The following is a 16,782-nucleotide window of genomic DNA, read 5'->3' as shown; positions in this document are numbered from 1 at the left end:
GCGCTTGGCTAAACACTGCGGATTCCTACTGATGCCAGGTGAAAAACGAATCCTCTCAGCCCCATTCCGCCGTTGCCGTCAGGCTGCTCGACTCAAAGCGTCGCGGTCTTGTCGCCCACCGCTCTGCTGCCCACGGCATCGAGCTTGGCTTGCAGTTCCGCCTTGCGTTTTGCCAGCTTTTCACCGAGCGTGCGGAGATCGCATTTCGACTTGCGCAGTTCCGGGAAGAGTTCCTGTTCTTCTTCCTCCACGTGATGGTCCACCATCTCACTCATTACCTTGAAGGTTGCGTCGAAACCTTTGTCGCCCGCTTTCAGCGTTTCGAATTTCGCAATCAGCGATTTGACGAGGTAGTGCTCGACGTAGGCTTCTTCGACGTCCACCTTATCGCTGTCAGGCAACGCTTCCTGCGCAGCCGGATAAAGCAGTTCCTCCTCCAGCATCGCATGAATGGTTAGCTCTTCGCAGGCACGCTGTGCCAGCGCCGCCTTCGCTTCGAGGTCGTCGTCCGCTTTCTTGAAAGCGGTGAACAACTTTTCAACTGCTCGATGGTCCGCCTCCAGAAAGGCCAACGCGTCGGTTGTGCCGGTGCGGGTGTCCGTCTGGTTCTCTTTCGTGGCTTGCATTGTGATCTCCTCGGTGATGCGGTTGAATGGTCTGGTTGCCACCGTAGTCGAGCAAGCGATATGCCTGCCGATTCAGCGCGATCTGGCATCTCTGTCACGCTTCCACGCGCTGCCATCGATCTGGTCAATTGCGGGGCTGCCCGACAGTTACGGGCTTCTTGCCGTCCGGCGTCTGACGCTCGCCGTCCATCGCTGAAGCGACCTCTGCGCCGAGTAGAAACACCGCTGCGGAGAAATAAAGCCACAACATCAGCACGGCGAGCGAGCCGGCGGCACCGAACGAGTTCGCCGTGCCGGCATGCGCGAGGTAAAGCCCGAAGAGCCGCCGTCCCACCGAGAAAAGAACCGCAGAAACGATTGCGCCCGTCATGGCGTGGCGAAATGGGACATGCGTGTCCGGCAACCAGCGCAGCATTGCCGTAAAAGCGGCGGATAACACGACGATGCCGAAAACGGTTTGCGCGATCTGCGCGGCGATCACCAGCGGCGATTCGCCGAACAGTCGTTGTCCGACGAAAGTGATTGCCGTATCCAGGACCAGCGAAACCACGAGCAGGAATCCGACACCGAGTACCAACCCGAACGAAATGAGGCGTGCTCGCACCAGAAGGGCCAATCCGGCCAGCCCGGCTTTCGGCTTCGCGGCGAAGACAACGTCGAGCGCCGTGTTCAGCGAACTGAAGGTGGCCGATGCGCCGATCACCAGCAGCACGATCGAGAGAAGCGCGGCCAGGCCGCCTCCGCTTGCACGATGCGCGCTTTCGACAACGGCCTGCATCGCGCCGGCTGCGTCGTTGCCGAGGATGTCGTGCACCTGCGCAAACAGCTTGCCGCGGGCGGCGGCCTCGCCGAAAAACCAGCCTGTCACCGTGAGGACGATCAGCAACGTCGGCGCGAGAGAAAACGCCGCGTAGAAGCTGATACTGGCCGCCAGAGTCGTGCATCTGTCCGACGCAAATCTGCTGACGGCTTCGACAGCAATGTGGAAGATGCTACCGCTGCGGCGGCGGGCGGGCGCTTCCGGGCGGATCGATCGGCTCACTTTCGTTCTCCTCGACATTTGCACGGCGTGCGGTAAACGCCGCCGGGTGCGCTGCATCCGTTTTCCTGTCTACCTGTTCGAGCCCCGTGCGCTTTTTTAGCAGGTCGGTTCGGTGCGGCGGGCCATGAAGAATCCCGCTGCGTGAGTTTGAGCAACCGCCATTCCCACACGCAAGACGCACCCGCCACAGGCGGGAATAGTCGTTGCGGAAGGAAGGCGCCGGCCTTGTGCATGCGGTCGCATGCAAGCAATGGCACTGACATTTACCGGGAGCTTCGAATGAGAGCACTACGTTGGCATGGCAAACACGACATCCGCTGCGATACGGTCCCCGACCCGATCATCGAAGAAGGACGCGACGCGATCATCAAGGTCTCGACGTGCGCCATTTGCGGCTCGGACCTTCATCTCTTCGACGGCTTTATGCCGACCATGGAAAGTGGCGACATCATGGGCCACGAATTCATGGGCGAAGTGGTCGAAGTCGGCAAGGACAACAAGGCGTTGAGCGTCGGCGATCGGGTCGTCATTCCGTTCACGATTTTTTGCGGCGAATGTGATCAGTGCAAGCGCGGTAATTTTTCCGTTTGCGAGCGCAGTAACCGCAACAAGGAAAAAGCAGACAAGGTCTTTGGCCATGCAACGGCCGGACTATTCGGGTACTCCCATCTGACCGGCGGATATGCAGGCGGACAGGCGGAATACGTGCGTGTGCCGATGGCGGACACCACGCACGTCAAGATTCCCGACGGACTAACCGACGAACAGGTTCTTTTTCTTGGCGACATTTTTCCGACCGGCTGGCAGGCGGCGGTGAACTGCGACATCCAGCCCGAGGACACGGTCGCCATATGGGGTGCGGGGCCGGTCGGCCAGATGGCGATCCGTAGCGCCGTGCTATTGGGAGCCCGGCAGGTGGTGGTCATCGACCGTGTACCGGAGCGGCTCGTCATGGCCAGGGCCGGCGGTGCGATCACCATCAACTTCGACGAGGAGAGTGTGCTCGACCGTCTGAAGGAGTTGACGAACGGCAAGGGCCCGGAAAAATGCATTGACGCAGTCGGCATGGAGTCTCACGCCACCCGCTCGTTCGATGCGATGTACGACCGTGTCAAGCAGGCCGTGATGCTGGAGACCGACCGGCCGCACGTGCTGCGGGAAATGATCTACGTGTGTCGCCCGGCGGGCATATTGTCCGTGCCGGGAGTGTATGGCGGGCTCATCGACAAGATCCCGTTCGGTGCCTCCATGAATAAAGGCCTCACCTGGAAGATGGGACAAACCCACGTCAACCGCTGGACAGACGATCTGCTGCATCGCATTCAGGAAGGACAGATCGATCCGTCCTTTGTGATTACGCACACGGTTTCGCTCGAACAAGGACCCGATATGTATAAGACGTTTCGTGACAAGGAAGACGGCTGTATCAAAGTCGTCATGAAGCCATGAAAGCGTGACGATCATGCATAAAAAAATCCCCGCAGGGCAGCGGGGACAAGTTGTTGCGCGATGCGATTAACGGCAGTGGTTTTGCCAGTGGTGATGAACCATTACCCGGTGGCAGGAACGGTGATGCGGATTGGCGGAGGCAGGGGCTGCGGCACACAAAGATACGGCGGCAACGGCGAGTGCGAGGACTGCTTTTTTCATGACGTATGGCTCATAAGTGAAAAGAAATTGCATGGACAGGTAGTGCCGGAAGCAGGTACCCGGCTATGCCGGGTACCCGACTGGCACAGCCAGGCCTACTGTGAAGGCAGATTGATAACCGTATTGACCATCGTCACCGCGGCGGTCAATGCGATTGCGCGACCGTTGAGCGTCGTGATAACGGCAGTCGGAGGTGTTCCGCCTACCGTCGACAGAGTGATCGACGCATTGGCCAGCATCGTTCCGGTCATCGTGGATCCCGTGCCGATAACAGCACCGGCCGGGACGTACCAGAACACGTTCTTCGCCTGGGCGCCATTGACGAGCAACACCTGGATCGGCACCGCGGGTGTCGCGGGTCCGGTCAAGCCGACATTCAATGTACCTGTACCGGCTGCCGTCTGGAAGACCCACACTGCATTGGCATCGCCACCCGCGTCGAGCGTCAGATTGGCTGTCGTGCGGCCAACACCGCCGATATCGAACGTACCCGTGCTGGACAGATAGACGCCCGGCGGAAGCGTACGGCCTGCGAGTTCGTCCGCCCCCCCTCCAGCGCCGCCACAGCTCGGACACTGGGCCAGGCTCGCAACGTTGATACCACCCGGCAACGAAGCCGGCGACAGCGAATTGAACGCGGTCGTGGCGTCAAGGCTTGCCTGAGTGACCGCAAGTCCCGGGACCGAATTGGCAGGCGCAGTGAGGGTGTACACCAGACCCGTTACCAGTCCGTTATTGCTGGTGGTAGTCGTGAAGTGGGTGCCGCTCGAATCGGTCAGCCCCGTTATCTTCGTTGAAGCGGCATTCACACCCAGGTCGCCGTGAATGACCGAATTCAATCCGGCGTTGGTGACCGATGCATTACCACCGAACGAACCAAAGGGCTGGGCGCCACCCAATGCCGGTGCCGTCGTGCACAGCGACGAATTCGTCGTGAATGTCGTCACCGAAGCCAACGCCAGGGCATTGCCCGCAAGATCCTTCACCCCGGTCGTGACCGTAGCGGTGTAGCTCGTGTTAGCCGCGAGCGGGCTGGTTGTGGTGAAGGTTGCCACCTTGCTCGGCACATCATAGGCAACGGTACCTGACAACAGTGTGGCGGGCGTGCTCGACGCCGCGACCGTGAACGTCGCGCCGGTAAGGGTCGACGGGTCCATCGCCTCGCTGAAGGTCACGTTGACCGACTTGTTGGTGCAAACACCGGTCACGCCATTGGCCGGGTTGGCCGATACGATCGACGGAGGCGTCGTGTCCGTGGTGGTTCCCGTGGTGAACGTCCACGCAAACTTGCTGACTAGCGCGTTGCCGGAAAGATCTTTGGCAGCGGTGGTAATCGTTGCAGTGTAGGCGGTTGCCGCACTCAGGACCGCAGGCGAGGTCGGTGTGAAGATGGCACTTTTTGCACCCGCCGCGTAGGACACCGTACCCGCGACTGGCGCGCCGCCGGGGCCGGTCAGTGTGAAGCTGGTCGCCGTGATCGTCGACGGATCCATGTCTTCGCTGAAGGTCGCAGCAATGTGCGTGTTCAGGGCAGCGTTGGTGGCGCCCGCGGCAGGCACGCTCAGCGATACCGTCGGCGGAGTTACATCCGGAGCGGCCGCCGTGGTGAACGTCCAGACGAAATTGTTCTGCAGCGCGTTACCCGAAACGTCCTTCGCCGCAGTGGTTATCGTTGCCGTGAGAACCGTGCCTGCCGGCAGCGAAGCATTCGTGGACGTGAATACAGCGGCTCTTGAGCCGACGGTATAGTTCACCGTACCGGCAATCGGGGTGGCGCCCGGACCGCTGACGGTGAAGCTCGACGCGGAAATCGTCGCCGGGTTCATGTCCTTACTGAAAGTGACGGCGATCTTCGTCGTTACGCCGACACCCGTGGCGCCCGGCGCGGGCACGGCGGCGCTGACAGCGGGACGGGTCGTGTCCTGAGTTCCACCCGGCGCGGAAGCGGGTTGATCACCGCCGTTGGAAACATTGTCCGAAGAACCACCGCACCCTGCCGCCAATACGATGAGGAACACTGCCGACAACCAGCTCAGCCGTTTTGCGAAACGCGGTATGTGATTCATTTGCCACCCCGGTGCGACGACAAAGCCGCTTTATAGTGAAGATTTTTCATGGTTCGCTTCTGCATAGTCGGTCCGCAGCACCGGGAATTCGGTGCCGCTTAAAATAAGTTCGGTTTGCGTGTGGCGCTGAGGACATACCGAGGATCGGGGCAACCACATACCCGAATTGATCCTGGAAGAATCGGACCGGCCGCTAAGTGCGCCGGTAATAGAGAACTAAATATGGGTAATACTTGCGCGGCGAGAAGGGAAAAAATACCGAGAGGACCTTTTGCCTTTTACTCTTTTTACTCTCCCGGGGCGCCGCCGCATCTCCCGTGAGGGATCAATGGATCTCTTATACACCTAATTGCGGTGAGGATATCGATTTATCTGAAGGTTGCGATCGCAACAGGTATTCCGGCGCGTTACGTGGACATTGCTGTTGCATGCGCCGCGCTCTGCGGACCAGTCGATGCAACAAATGCGACGACACGCCAAGCGTCGGAACGCGGCATTGGCCTGGACCGAATGCCAGCGTCCCGTTGCGTGCCCCCGGCACATTCATTCGTGTCAACGCTGGAGCACGAACAACTCGGCGCTGGAGGTTCCGTAATCTCGGGCGGTCGAAACATCAACCGTGCCGACGCGGCGATACTGCGGCAGTTCGCGGATCGCCTGCACGACGGTCGAGCTACCGGGCAAGTCTCTCCGGGTCACTACGACCACGTCAGCTGGACAACTTTCAATGGCCCGTCTCATGGCTTCGACGTTGAAATGCAGCGTGACAGCCGTGACGGTCAGATTACTGACGCCGTAACACGGCGGGCGAAGACCCGTGAGCGGATACAGTATCAGCATTGCGGCACTCGAACTCAGCGTGGCGTTAGCAGGAGCAATGCGTTTGATCTGATCAGCCATGAGCAGATAATTGCTACGCTGAATCGACTCCTCGGCCCAATATTTCCCGTGCGTCTCCTTGAAAGCGGGATAAGTGAGTCCCCAAAAAAGGCCGCGTTGGAATTGAAGCTGGGACCATACGAGCAGCAAAGAGACGCCAATGCACACGCCGCTACCAATGAGCTTTTGCACCCGGCCACTGAAACGGCAGGCGCGCCAACCCAGACTCGTGATACTGCACAGACCGATCAGCGACCATGAGAAATGGTAAGGCAGACCCAGTTTCGAGAGCGGTTCAACGAGCGGAATCAACGCGGCAGCCGCCCAAAAAACGAAAGGTTTGAAATATTCCTTCGTTCTTCCGCGAATCGACGCGACGACGATGCATACCGTTGCCGCCAGACTCATGACCAACCCTGCGACCGCTGCCTGCGCGGCGAGTTGCCCGCTCGACTTGAAGAGCTTCCATCGCAAATCACCAAACGCCCCATATCCGACGCCGGTGTCAACATAGCCGGATATCAGGCTGGATACGCCGCCGGGGCCTCGCAGGCCGATTGCCACGATAAGTACGAGAGACCCAGTTGCCAATCCGCCTGCAACAAAGTACTTCAGTGCGCGAGTACCCCGCTCCACGAAGATGGAGACCGCCCCCAACACAGCGAACAGAAGTAGCGTTTCTCGCAGGAGTACGCCGAGCGCAACGAGTACTCCCATTGCAAAGAATCTGCCCGGACCGGCCTGCTGGCCGGACAGGAACAGAATCACCGCGTACAACAACGGACAGAGTGCTATGAAGAAGCTGTTCTTGAACCCATATTGAATAAATGTCGGATGGTTCAGCAGCAGAAAAAACAGCGCGGTAATGAGCGCGCTCGCTATCAGGCTTCCACTCAGACGGACCGATATTCGCAGCATCAGGACAGCGGCCAACGCGTCTGGAACCACATCAATCAGTCGCAACGCAAAAATTGGATTGACCTTGAGCGAATAGACGAAAGACGTTAGCAGCGGGTAGAGCATCAACATGCCGTCATTCGGAAGACGCAGGTCTTGCGATAACCGGTCATGGATAATCAGCGCATAGTATTCGTAGATGCCTTCGTCCGTAGATGGATAGCCTCCGATTACCGCCAGCCGCAACACGACAATAACGAGCACGACGAACAAAGCGGCGGCGACCATGCCTACGCGTTGGCGGTGCGTCTCCGACTTTGGCTCTGATGTCAATCTTACGACGCGGTCCATTCAGTCAAACCTGCTTTTGCGTCAGCTCTTTCATCAACGCCAGATAGTCATCGTAGTCCCGGACATAATCCGCTTCGTTGTAGACATCCGACGCGAGAACCAGCGCGACCGAGCCCGGGTCGAAGTTGACCTCTGCTGCCCAGATCAACGGGGGCACATGCAAGCCCTTCCACGGTCGATTCAAATGGATACGCGTGACGGCACAGCCGATTTCGAGGAAAGCCGGGCGGAATAGCAATATGACTGGCGGCATCTCGCTGGCGGCAATCGTCAACCAGGGATCTATCGCGGCAGAAATCCGGTCTTCGGAAGCTACCGCCGATGGCAAGCCCTGCGCTATGGCGGAGCAGTGAATACCCATCGCGTCCGGCGTCCTGTCGCTTGCGTACCGGCCCGCGTTTTTCCTCGGTAGAAGTGACCACGCGCCGTTCATTTTTCAGAGCCGATTCGGTAAAAAGGTTGCGCACGCAATTTTTTGATGGTTTTGCACGGCAACTGGCCCCTCCACATGTAACTCGTCCCGAAGCCCCCTGTATGATGTCTTCCTGTCCTATTAACTGACATGAAGGAGTGGACTTTGAGCGAACAAAACGAGTTGGCAACCATCCTCGAAAAAGACGGGGATACCGTTTTAAATGCGTGGGTGGCTGGACAACTGTCCGGCGGTATCCGCCAGGGTGTTATTTCAGAAGCTGAGTTGCGCGAGTCCGCGCGCTCGTTTCTGGCCGTCTTTGCACGCGCGGTCAAAACAAACTACAACGCCCAGCTTGCCGGCGAAACATGGGATTCGGTTCGCACCCACCTCGTGTCACTGTCCAGAGAGCGGGTCATTCAGGGTTTTTCCCCGGTCGAAACGGCCATGTTCGTGTTTTCGCTGAAAGAGCCTCTGTTCGAAGCGCTGCGTAAATCGCTCGGCAAGAATCCCGAGGCATTCGGCGACGCATTGTGGAAACTCACGCAAACGCTCGACAGCCTGGGTCTGATCACGATCGAAGCGTATCAGGCGAGCCGCCAGCAGATCATCGAGCGGCAACAACAGGAGTTGCTGGATCTCACCACGCCGGTTGTCCGGTTGTGGGACTCCGTGGTCGCATTGCCGCTGATCGGTACGCTCGACAGCGAGCGCACCCAGGTCGTCATGGAAAGCCTGCTCGATTCCATTGTCGAGAACGAGGCGGCCATTGCGATCATCGATATTACCGGCGTGCCGACCGTCGATACGCTGGTCGCCCAGCATCTGCTGAAGACCGTCGCGGCAGCACGGCTGATGGGCGCGGAATGCATCATTAGCGGCATTCGCCCCCAGATCGCGCAGACCATCGTGCACCTCGGTGTCGACCTGGGTGACGTGGTGACAAAGGCCACGCTGGCCGAAGCACTGAAAATCGCCTTGCGGCGCGTCGGCATGACGGTAACGAAGATCGCTACCGCGAAGCAGGGCGACTGAGATGGAGCAAATCCCGGTTCTCAAGCTCGGCGAATTCCTGCTTGTGTCGATTCAGGTTGAGCTGCACGATGAGCTGGTGCTCAGCTTGCAGGACGACCTGACGTCGCGAATCGAACGCACGCGCGCAAAAGGCGTGCTAATCGACATTTCCGCCCTTGAAATAGTGGATTCGTTCATTGGCCGCACACTTGGGCACATCGCGGCAATGGCGCGGGTGATGGACGCGGCCACGGTGCTGGTCGGCATGCGGCCGGCGGTGGCGATCACGCTGGTCGAGCTCGGCATGTCGCTGCACGGTATCCGGACAGCGCTCGATGTCGACAAGGGAATGGCTCTGCTGCGAAAGTCGCTGGAAGAAGGGGGAGAGTCCTGATCATTACCCTAAGCGAATCCGTGCTTGAAATACGTTCGGCCGATCAGGTCAATCTGGCTCGCAAGACGGTTCAGGATTGGGCCACGCGGCTGGCGTTCGGCACGCTGGACCGGACGAAATTCGTCACGGCAGCCAGCGAACTCGCGCGTAACACGCTAGTGCACGGACGAGGCGGCACTCTCACGATTTCGGAAATCGAGCGTGACGGGCGAACTGGTATCAAGCTGGTTTTCGAGGACACCGGTCCGGGCATCCCGGACATCGAAAAAGCGCTACAGGACGGGTTCAGTACTGCCAGAAGCATGGGGCTCGGCCTGGGTGGCGCGCGCCGGCTCGTCAACGAGTTCGAGATCTCGTCGACGGTGGATGTAGGAACGAAAGTGAGCATTATTCAATGGAAACGACGCTAAGCCTCGCCGACAAGAGCGGCGTGGCGCATGCGCGCAGGCGCGCTGTCGAAATGGCGCAGGCACTGGGCCTTCCTGACAGATCTCAGGCGGATGCGGCCCTGGTGGTCACGGAAGCCGCCACCAACATACTCAAATATGCGGGACATGGCGAGATCGTGCTGAAAAGCACCGACGATGCAGGGGCAAGCAGTCTCGACGTGATCGCTCTAGATCGCGGCCCCGGCATCGCCAATCTTGGCGCAGCGTGTTCGGATGGCTTTTCCACGGGCGGGAGTCTCGGCGCCGGCCTGGGCACGATCGCACGCCATTCGGCGGTTTTCGACATTTACTCGATTCAGGGCTGCGGAACGGCGCTGTTTGCACGCGTCGGCGAAAAAGCCGCGGCAGAACACCCGCGCTTTCTGGTGGGCGCCAAATCCACGCCCAAGCGCGGGCAGGACATCAACGGAGACGCATGGTCGGTGCGCCATGCGGGCGGCAATCTCTGGCTGACCCTGCTCGACGGCCTCGGCCACGGACCGCTCGCCGCGGAGGCGTCGCGCCGCGCGGTCGACGTTTTCATGCGCGCCGATCCGGCGGCTCTGCCGCAAGAAGTGCTTCGCGATGTCCACTCGGGTATCAAGGCGACACGCGGCGCAGTGATGGCGATTGCCAGATTCGACCCGGTAAATGCCATCCTGTCGTTTGCAGGCGTGGGTAATATCGTCGGTATCGTGAATGCGGGCGAGACTACGCAGCATCTGCTTTCCACCGACGGCACCGTCGGCTACAACATGCGTTCGGTTCGGCCGACGGAAGCACGCTGGGCACCCGGCAGCGTGTTTATCGCCACCACGGACGGGCTGACCACACGCTGGAACCTGAACCGTCATCCTGGCCTGATCAGCCGGCACCCCAGCCTGATAGCCAGCGTGCTGCATCGCGACTTCGCGCGCGACAGTGACGACGCGACGATTGTAGTAGTCAAGGCGCTTTGATATGCGACATCGAATTCTGGCGACGCCCGTCAGTTCCAATTTGAGTCTCGTCGCGGTGAGGGACCGTTCGCGTCAGATCGGCGAACTGTTCGGACTCGACAATCTGCAGCGTACGCGTTTCATCACCGCAGTGTCCGAGATCGCGCGCAACGCGGTTCAGTTCGCGGGCGGCGGCATGCTGACATTTTTCGTCGGCGACGCCACGGACGCCGGCGACACTCAATGCGTGGTCGCGCAGATCAGCGACAAAGGGCCGGGCATCGCCCGTCTGGACGCGGTGCTGGCCGACGCCAGCCATCGCCCTGGCGCGGCGGGCGTGGGCATTCTCGGCAGTCAGCGCATGGCCGACGGATTCTTCGTCGAATCGCAGCCCGGGCAAGGCACGATTGTCACGATCGAGATGTTCCTGCCGCGCGGCACGGCGCGCCTTTCGGTGCGCGCGCTTGGAGAACTCGTCGAGCAGATCACTCACCGCAAGCCTCAGAGCCCGGTCGAAGAACTCGAAAAGCAGAACCGGGAAATGCTGCTCGCGCTGGAAGAGCTTCGCCGCAAGCGCGCGGAGCTCGAAGAAGCGGATATTCGAAAGAACGAATTTCTGGCGATGCTGGCGCACGAACTGCGCAATCCGCTGGCGGCGATTTCGCTGTCGCTGGAACTGGCGGCGCAAGCGGACAGGAGCCGGTCCGGGCAAGCGTTCGCGGTGATTGGAAGGCAAACCGCGCAACTGTCCCGCATGGTCGAGGATCTGCTCGACGTCTCACGGCTCACACGCGGCAAGGTCGAACTGCAGACTGAAGTCGTGCGGGTCGATACGCTTATCGAGGGCGGCATCGAAATAGCGGCGGCAGAAATCAGGCGGCGCGGGCACACGGTTCGGGTCACCTGTCCGCCGGAGCAGCTGTCGGTTCGCGTCGACGTCGCGCGGCTGAAACAGGTATTCAACAACATCATCCACAATGCCGCGCGGTACACCCCTCAACCGGACACCATCGATATCACGGTGACGAACTCGCACAGCGAGGTCGTGGTTGCGATTACCGATCGCGGCATCGGCATCGATCCCGTCATCCTGCCGCACATATTCGACCTGTTCACCCAGGCGGCGGGCGGTATAGGCAGGCAGGAAGCCGGACTGGGGATTGGATTGACGGTCGTGCAGCGGCTCGTGCAGGATCACGGCGGGTCGGTCGAAGCGTTTAGCGACGGAATCGGCAAGGGCTCGAAAATTGTCGTGACGCTGCCGGTCGCGCATGAGGAAATGGCTCGCGACGACGCCGAGATCTTCGTCGAGACGGCGCAAACGGGCGTGATACACAAGGTATTGGTCGTCGACGACAACCGGGACTCCGCGGATGCCCTCGCTGCGTTGCTCGACATGCACGGGCACGAGTGCAGGGTCGCTTACGACGGTGCTTCGGCTCTCGAACTCGCGGAGCAGTTCGCCGCGACGGTCGGCATCGTCGACCTGGGATTGCCCGATATGCCCGGTTTCGAGGTGGCCAGGGCGCTGCTCGAGCGCCCGCGCCCGGCCCCGTTGACGCTGATTGCGTTGACCGGCTATTCGAGCGCAGGGTTTCGGGCGAGTGCGACGCAAGCGGGTTTCCATCACTTCTTCGTCAAGCCGGTCTCCGTCGACGAGTTGCTGAGGTATCTGGAGAACAGGTAGCCCCCGCGCCGGTGAAGCGGGCTACCGTCCGCCGCTGCCGGCGGGTGCTGTCCAGGCCCTTTTGTTGATTTCGGGCCGAACGCTGAACATCGGCTCGTTGATCCAGGCGGCGAGATCGTCCTGCCAGTGCTGCCACTCATAGTCGGTCAGCTCGAATTCATCCTCGATCACGCCGCAGCCGTCTGCGGAGAGGAAGGCATAGACGACCTTGCCGCCGTCCCAGAACGCGATCGCGAAGCCCGTCAGATCGGCGCTGGTGCCATAGGGAATATCTCGCAGCATCGACTCCAGTTGGGTCTTGAACTGGTCGAAGGTAAGAGGCGTCATCGTCTGCTCCACTGGGTAGTTTCCATCAGGTGACACCGTCGGCCCGGCTGAATGCTGGTTCGCCAGGCAAAGGTTTCATGGCATGGAGTGATCGCTCCCATTCCAGTTCGCGCGAATGCCCGAAACAACGCGTTCTGCACGGGATGCCCAAGCAAGCTCAGCAAGCTGCGCGCCCAACCGCCGCGCGCAGCCCGCTTTATGCGCATGGCTCGCCAGATACCGATGAAAAACCTCAGAAAACGCGACCCTCCATGCAAGCGACGCCGATCCGCGGGCCGCGCGGCAACAAAAAGACTGCCCGAACCGCACTCACATCTCTACAACGCTCAGTAACGCCTGCTTCGAGGCGGTGCTGCGCGAGCGTGGCGTGCGCTTCCTGATGAACACGACAGTCGACGGCCTCAGGCGCAGCCCGCATGGCGTCGAAGCCTTCAGCGGCGGAGCGGCGCTCCCGGCAGACCATGTCGTGCTCGCTTCGGGCGCCGGCGCGGCGCGGCTTCTGAAGCCGATCGGAATTCGCGCGGCGATCTATCCCATCAAGGGCTACAGCCTGACGTTCGAACTTCAGGCGCAGAGCACCGCCCCGCATGTAAGCATCACCGATTCCGGCCGAAAAGTGGTGTATGCGCGGTTGGAACTGCTCGCACGGAACGACGTGGACGGCGTGGTGGTCACGCATGGCACCGATACGATAGAAGAAACCTCGTATTTCCTGCATTTGACGCTCAAGAGCGCAAAGCCGGTGGTCGTGGTCGGTTCGATGCGGCCACCGTCGGCGATGAGTTCCGACGCGGCGCTGAATCTGTACGATGCGCTCGCGGTCGCCGCGCATCCCTCGTCGCGCGGTCTCGGCGCGCTGGTTGTCGCCAACAGCGAAATCCATACGGCACGCGATGTCGTCAAAAGCAACAGCTTCAAGCTTGACGCGTTCCGCTCGCCTTACGGTGCGCTCGGAATTGTGATCGAAGGCACGCCGCGCTACTACCGCCGGCCCGCGCGTGCCCATACGCTCGACACGCCGTGGTCGATCGACACGCTCCGCACGCTGCCGAAAGTCGATATCGTCTATGCGTACGGAGCACTCGAGTCCAGCGCAGTAGCGGCGATCGCAAAGAATGCGCGTGGGCTGGTCTTCGCGGGAACGGGCAACGGCAACGTTGCCGGCCATCTGATCGGGCCATTGCGGGATGCGGCAAGACGGGGCGTGCGTGTGGTTCGTGCTTCGCGCACGGGCAACGGCGTCGTGCTGCACAACGCCGCGCAACCCGACGACGAGTACGGCTGGCTGACCGTCGACGACCAGGCTCCGCTGAAAGCACGCCTTCTCCTGACGTTGGCGCTCACGCAAACCGACGACACGAACGCGCTGCAAGCGGTCTTCGAGCGCTACTGAAGCTTGCCGTTTTCCGGCCGATATCGGTCGATTCCCGGCACGGCAAGCCTTATTCGGCGAAAGGAAGGCGACTCCAGCAATCGCGGCAGAAGTCGCGCCGGACGCACGTCGCGTTCTATCCGTGCGGTGAAGTCCCGTCCGCATCCACGCTGATATGCTCGACCGAGCTGTAAAGACGCTCTACCTTCGGCAGCGGCGATGCCGCTAGATGAGCCTCCCATGCGGCGCAATCCGACGCCGTCGCCCAGGCCGTCACGCTGGTGATGCACGATTCGTCGCCCGCTTCCGTGCCTACATGACGAAAACAGTAACCGGGCTGCGTTCGCATGCGCTCGGACAATACGTTAATACGGGCGAGCGCCGTTTCGGCCGCACCAGGAAGCAAACGATGACGAATGATGACAAGTTTCATATGTTTCGGGCATTGAAATAACCGACTGAAATCCGCTGCGCAGCCAATGACGCAGCCCCAGGACATCACAACCTCACACCAGCCGGAACACCGCGACCGCGCTGTGCAAACCTTCGGCCTGCTGGTCCAGAGACGCCGCGGCGGCAGCCGCTTGCTCGACCAGCGCGGCGTTCTGCTGCGATACCTCGTCCATCTGGGACACCGCAAGGCTCACCTGCTCGATACCCTCGCGCTGCTCGTCGGAAGCCAGCGCGATTTCCTTCATGATTGTCGTCACACGTGCAATCGAACTGCGGATTTCGTCCATCGTCTCGCCCGCCGTATGCACGAGTTTCGCCCCCGATTCGACGCGCGTCACCGAGTCGCCGATCAAAGCCTTGATTTCCTTGGCGGCGGTGCCCGCCCGTTGCGCGAGCGAGCGCACCTCGCCCGCCACGACCGCAAACCCACGCCCCTGATCCCCCGCGCGCGCCGCCTCCACCGCCGCATTGAGCGCGAGGATATTCGTCTGAAAGGCAATGCCTTCGATGACGCCGATGATGTCCGCTATTTTTTGTGAACTGCGGTCGATCTCCCCCATTGTCTGCACAACGTCGCCTACTACCCTGGCGCCGCGAGCGACGACCTCGTGCGCGCTGTCGGCAAGCGTTTGGGCAGTACGCGCGCTATCCGAATTCTGTTTGACGGTTGCCGTGAGCTGCTCCATGCTCGCGGCGGTTTGCTGCAACGCCGCGGCCTGCTCCTCCGTGCGTTGCGACAGATCGCTATTGCCCGCCGCAATCTGTTTCGTGGCAGCCGCGATTGTTTCGGAGCCGTGCGTCACCTGACGCACCGTGCGCGCCAGTTCTCCCTGCATTGTCTTCAGGCCTCCGATGAGCTGGCCCATCTCGTCGTTTGATCTGACTTCGAGCAACATCGTCAGATCTCCGGCGGCAATGCGCCGGAGCGCGGCGAGTATATCGACCAGCGGCATCGAGATCGAGCGGCGCAATCCATACGCACACAGCACACAGATCACGAGCCCGAACACGATGAGCGAAAGTCCCGCGACACTCAGCCTGTCGTGCAAACGCTGCGCATCCGCGAATGCCTGCCTTCCGTGCGCCTTCTGCCACGTATCGAGCGCATCCGCACTATTGGTCAAGGCGAGCGACAGCGGCGACATCGTCTTCATCACGATCGCGTCCGCGCGCTCATGCTCTCCCTTCGCGAGAGCCTCGATCGACGGTTGAACGCCCAGTTGCAGAAGCGCCGTACGCGCTGCGTTCACGCGATCGGCCAGCACCCGTTCCTCGCCTTCGTGAGGTAGCGCGGCATAGTCGCGCCAGGCGCGATCGGAATCGCGCAAATGACGCTGCGTCCTTGCAATCAGGTCAGGCACATCGGGAGAATCCGGATGAAGCAGTGCGCGGTCCAGAGACAGGCGCGCGACTGTCAGGCTCAGATTCGCCTCGCCTGCCGCAATCGACGCGGTCAACTGATTCGAATACGCGTAGGCCAGCTCGTCGTTTGCGCGCTTCATCCCTAGCTGGCCGAGCAAACCGGTCAGCACGATCAGTATGCCAAGGAGAGCGACGGTTGCCCACAACCGGGCGGAGATGGAAAGTCGTGAGAGCATTGGAGTTCGATGTCTGTTTTCTGGTTAAACGAACTTTCCATGTTTGCCGTTTGGCCATAAAGTGCCGACAGGAAAGCGCTTTTCTCTACATCGCTGTTTACGACATAACGAGAAAAACCTGAATACTGTGTACCTTTTTTGTTGAATACAGCACTGCGAAACACTTCTTCATGACCTGATTTGCAAGAACATTCTTACGGCATGTCGCCACCACCCATCCCCCGGAACATTCAGGAATGGCAGCGACATCGGCCCTCAAACCGTCTTTAGCAGGCTGCCACTGCAACGATCTCCACGAGGCAATGCGGATCATTCAATTCCACCTTGCCGCAGCAACGGGTAGGCGTCTTGCCGGGTATCACCCACGCGTCCCACACCGCGTTCATTTCGGCGAAGTCATCCATCGTCTTCAACCAGATCTGGGCACTCAGCAGTCTGTCTTTCGACGTACCCGCCTCCTTGAGCAGATCGTCGATTTTTGCAAGCACCTGCCGGGTCTGATCCGCGACACCTCCCTTGCGCTCGTCAGGTACCTGTCCGGAAATGTACAGGAGTCCGTTGTGAATAAGCGCGCGGCTGCGCCGGGCGTTCTGGTCGATGCGAACGATGTCGTTCATAAGCTTCCTTTTGTAACGACGGGCGCGGCTC

General features: G+C 60.5%; 16 protein-coding genes. 7 read left to right on the top strand and 9 right to left on the bottom strand.

The window, feature by feature from the left end:
• Positions 1–92 precede the first annotated feature (92 nt).
• Complete coding sequence (locus tag BXE_RS24805) at positions 93–626, bottom strand: hemerythrin domain-containing protein (protein WP_011490879.1); 534 nt, start codon at positions 624–626, stop codon at positions 93–95.
• Positions 627–750: 124 nt separating this feature from the next.
• A complete protein-coding gene (locus BXE_RS24800) occupies positions 751–1,686 on the bottom strand; it encodes a YihY/virulence factor BrkB family protein (protein WP_049782352.1) in 936 nt (311 codons plus the stop codon).
• Positions 1,687–1,947: 261 nt separating this feature from the next.
• Here BXE_RS24800 and BXE_RS24795 point away from each other — a divergent pair, with 261 nt between their 5' ends.
• Positions 1,948–3,117, top strand: coding sequence for a zinc-dependent alcohol dehydrogenase (locus BXE_RS24795; protein WP_011490877.1), 1,170 nt, complete (start codon positions 1,948–1,950; stop codon positions 3,115–3,117).
• Positions 3,118–3,413: 296 nt separating this feature from the next.
• On the opposite strand, the gene BXE_RS24790 is transcribed toward BXE_RS24795, so the two are convergent.
• From BXE_RS24790 to BXE_RS47325, 3 genes are all read right to left on the bottom strand, one after another.
• Positions 3,414–5,384 (bottom strand): Ig-like domain-containing protein, encoded by a 1,971-nt coding sequence (locus tag BXE_RS24790; protein WP_011490876.1) that lies wholly within the window; start codon positions 5,382–5,384, stop codon positions 3,414–3,416.
• A 552-nt stretch (positions 5,385–5,936) separates the two neighbouring features.
• The gene (locus tag BXE_RS24785) at positions 5,937–7,448 is read right to left on the bottom strand and encodes a hypothetical protein (RefSeq protein ID WP_233518979.1); all 1,512 of its coding nucleotides are present in this window, start codon (positions 7,446–7,448) and stop codon (positions 5,937–5,939) included.
• 67 nt (positions 7,449–7,515) lie between these two features.
• Positions 7,516–7,872 carry a WxcM-like domain-containing protein gene (locus BXE_RS47325; RefSeq protein ID WP_011490874.1) on the bottom strand — a complete coding sequence of 119 codons (357 nt, stop codon included), beginning with the start codon at positions 7,870–7,872 and terminating at the stop codon, positions 7,516–7,518.
• 216 nt (positions 7,873–8,088) lie between these two features.
• Between BXE_RS47325 and BXE_RS24775 the strand changes: the two genes are divergently transcribed.
• Genes BXE_RS24775 through BXE_RS24755 form a run of 5 tightly spaced genes read left to right on the top strand, consistent with a single transcriptional unit; the run spans position 8,089 to position 12,384 of the window.
• On the top strand, positions 8,089–8,958 hold the full coding sequence (locus BXE_RS24775; RefSeq protein WP_193352972.1) for an STAS domain-containing protein: 870 nt from the start codon (positions 8,089–8,091) through the stop codon (positions 8,956–8,958).
• A 1-nt stretch (position 8,959) separates the two neighbouring features.
• Positions 8,960–9,331, top strand: a complete 372-nt coding sequence (locus BXE_RS24770; RefSeq protein ID WP_011490872.1) for an STAS domain-containing protein — start codon at positions 8,960–8,962, stop codon at positions 9,329–9,331.
• 20 nt (positions 9,332–9,351) lie between these two features.
• Positions 9,352–9,741 (top strand): anti-sigma regulatory factor, encoded by a 390-nt coding sequence (locus BXE_RS24765; RefSeq protein ID WP_011490871.1) that lies wholly within the window; start codon positions 9,352–9,354, stop codon positions 9,739–9,741.
• Positions 9,726–10,718: an ATP-binding SpoIIE family protein phosphatase gene (locus BXE_RS24760; RefSeq protein ID WP_011490870.1), complete on the top strand. Its 993-nt coding sequence runs from the start codon at positions 9,726–9,728 to the stop codon at positions 10,716–10,718. The genes BXE_RS24765 and BXE_RS24760 overlap by 16 nt, the downstream gene beginning before the upstream one ends.
• Position 10,719: 1 nt before the next feature.
• Positions 10,720–12,384 carry an ATP-binding response regulator gene (locus tag BXE_RS24755; RefSeq protein WP_011490869.1) on the top strand — a complete coding sequence of 555 codons (1,665 nt, stop codon included), beginning with the start codon at positions 10,720–10,722 and terminating at the stop codon, positions 12,382–12,384.
• Between the two features lie 21 nt (positions 12,385–12,405).
• Here the strand turns inward: BXE_RS24755 and BXE_RS24750 are convergent, their stop codons facing one another.
• Complete coding sequence (locus BXE_RS24750; protein ID WP_011490868.1) at positions 12,406–12,711, bottom strand: hypothetical protein; 306 nt, start codon at positions 12,709–12,711, stop codon at positions 12,406–12,408.
• A 349-nt stretch (positions 12,712–13,060) separates the two neighbouring features.
• On the opposite strand from BXE_RS24750, the gene BXE_RS24745 reads away from it, so the two are divergent.
• Positions 13,061–14,104 (top strand): FAD-dependent oxidoreductase, encoded by a 1,044-nt coding sequence (locus BXE_RS24745; RefSeq protein ID WP_011490867.1) that lies wholly within the window; start codon positions 13,061–13,063, stop codon positions 14,102–14,104.
• Between the two features lie 115 nt (positions 14,105–14,219).
• Here the strand turns inward: BXE_RS24745 and BXE_RS24740 are convergent, their stop codons facing one another.
• The 3 genes from BXE_RS24740 to BXE_RS24730 all read right to left on the bottom strand — a co-directional run bounded on the left by BXE_RS24740 (position 14,220) and on the right by BXE_RS24730 (position 16,751).
• Positions 14,220–14,582: an antibiotic biosynthesis monooxygenase gene (locus BXE_RS24740; protein ID WP_148222996.1), complete on the bottom strand. Its 363-nt coding sequence runs from the start codon at positions 14,580–14,582 to the stop codon at positions 14,220–14,222.
• Between the two features lie 7 nt (positions 14,583–14,589).
• The gene (locus tag BXE_RS24735; RefSeq protein WP_011490865.1) at positions 14,590–16,134 is read right to left on the bottom strand and encodes a methyl-accepting chemotaxis protein; all 1,545 of its coding nucleotides are present in this window, start codon (positions 16,132–16,134) and stop codon (positions 14,590–14,592) included.
• Between the two features lie 266 nt (positions 16,135–16,400).
• Positions 16,401–16,751: a RidA family protein gene (locus BXE_RS24730; RefSeq protein ID WP_011490864.1), complete on the bottom strand. Its 351-nt coding sequence runs from the start codon at positions 16,749–16,751 to the stop codon at positions 16,401–16,403.
• Between the last annotated feature and the right edge of the window lie 31 nt (positions 16,752–16,782).

Source organism: Paraburkholderia xenovorans LB400, assembly GCF_000013645.1.
GTDB lineage: Bacteria > Pseudomonadota > Gammaproteobacteria > Burkholderiales > Burkholderiaceae > Paraburkholderia > Paraburkholderia xenovorans.
Note: the sequence above shows the minus strand (reverse complement) of the source record. Positions and strands in the feature narration are given on the sequence as shown.

Coding starts and splice junctions, on each gene's coding strand:
- BXE_RS24770 (WP_011490872.1), top strand. CDS start 8,960: ATGGAGCAAATCCCGGTTCTCAAGCTCGGCGAATTCCTGCTTGTGTCG.
- BXE_RS24750 (WP_011490868.1), bottom strand. CDS start 12,711: ATGACGCCTCTTACCTTCGACCAGTTCAAGACCCAACTGGAGTCGATG.
- BXE_RS24785 (WP_233518979.1), bottom strand. CDS start 7,448: ATGGTCGCCGCCGCTTTGTTCGTCGTGCTCGTTATTGTCGTGTTGCGG.
- BXE_RS24735 (WP_011490865.1), bottom strand. CDS start 16,134: ATGCTCTCACGACTTTCCATCTCCGCCCGGTTGTGGGCAACCGTCGCT.
- BXE_RS24790 (WP_011490876.1), bottom strand. CDS start 5,384: ATGAATCACATACCGCGTTTCGCAAAACGGCTGAGCTGGTTGTCGGCA.
- BXE_RS24755 (WP_011490869.1), top strand. CDS start 10,720: ATGCGACATCGAATTCTGGCGACGCCCGTCAGTTCCAATTTGAGTCTC.
- BXE_RS24805 (WP_011490879.1), bottom strand. CDS start 626: ATGCAAGCCACGAAAGAGAACCAGACGGACACCCGCACCGGCACAACC.
- BXE_RS24800 (WP_049782352.1), bottom strand. CDS start 1,686: ATGTCGAGGAGAACGAAAGTGAGCCGATCGATCCGCCCGGAAGCGCCC.
- BXE_RS47325 (WP_011490874.1), bottom strand. CDS start 7,872: ATGGGTATTCACTGCTCCGCCATAGCGCAGGGCTTGCCATCGGCGGTA.
- BXE_RS24730 (WP_011490864.1), bottom strand. CDS start 16,751: ATGAACGACATCGTTCGCATCGACCAGAACGCCCGGCGCAGCCGCGCG.
- BXE_RS24795 (WP_011490877.1), top strand. CDS start 1,948: ATGAGAGCACTACGTTGGCATGGCAAACACGACATCCGCTGCGATACG.
- BXE_RS24760 (WP_011490870.1), top strand. CDS start 9,726: ATGGAAACGACGCTAAGCCTCGCCGACAAGAGCGGCGTGGCGCATGCG.
- BXE_RS24740 (WP_148222996.1), bottom strand. CDS start 14,582: ATGTCCTGGGGCTGCGTCATTGGCTGCGCAGCGGATTTCAGTCGGTTA.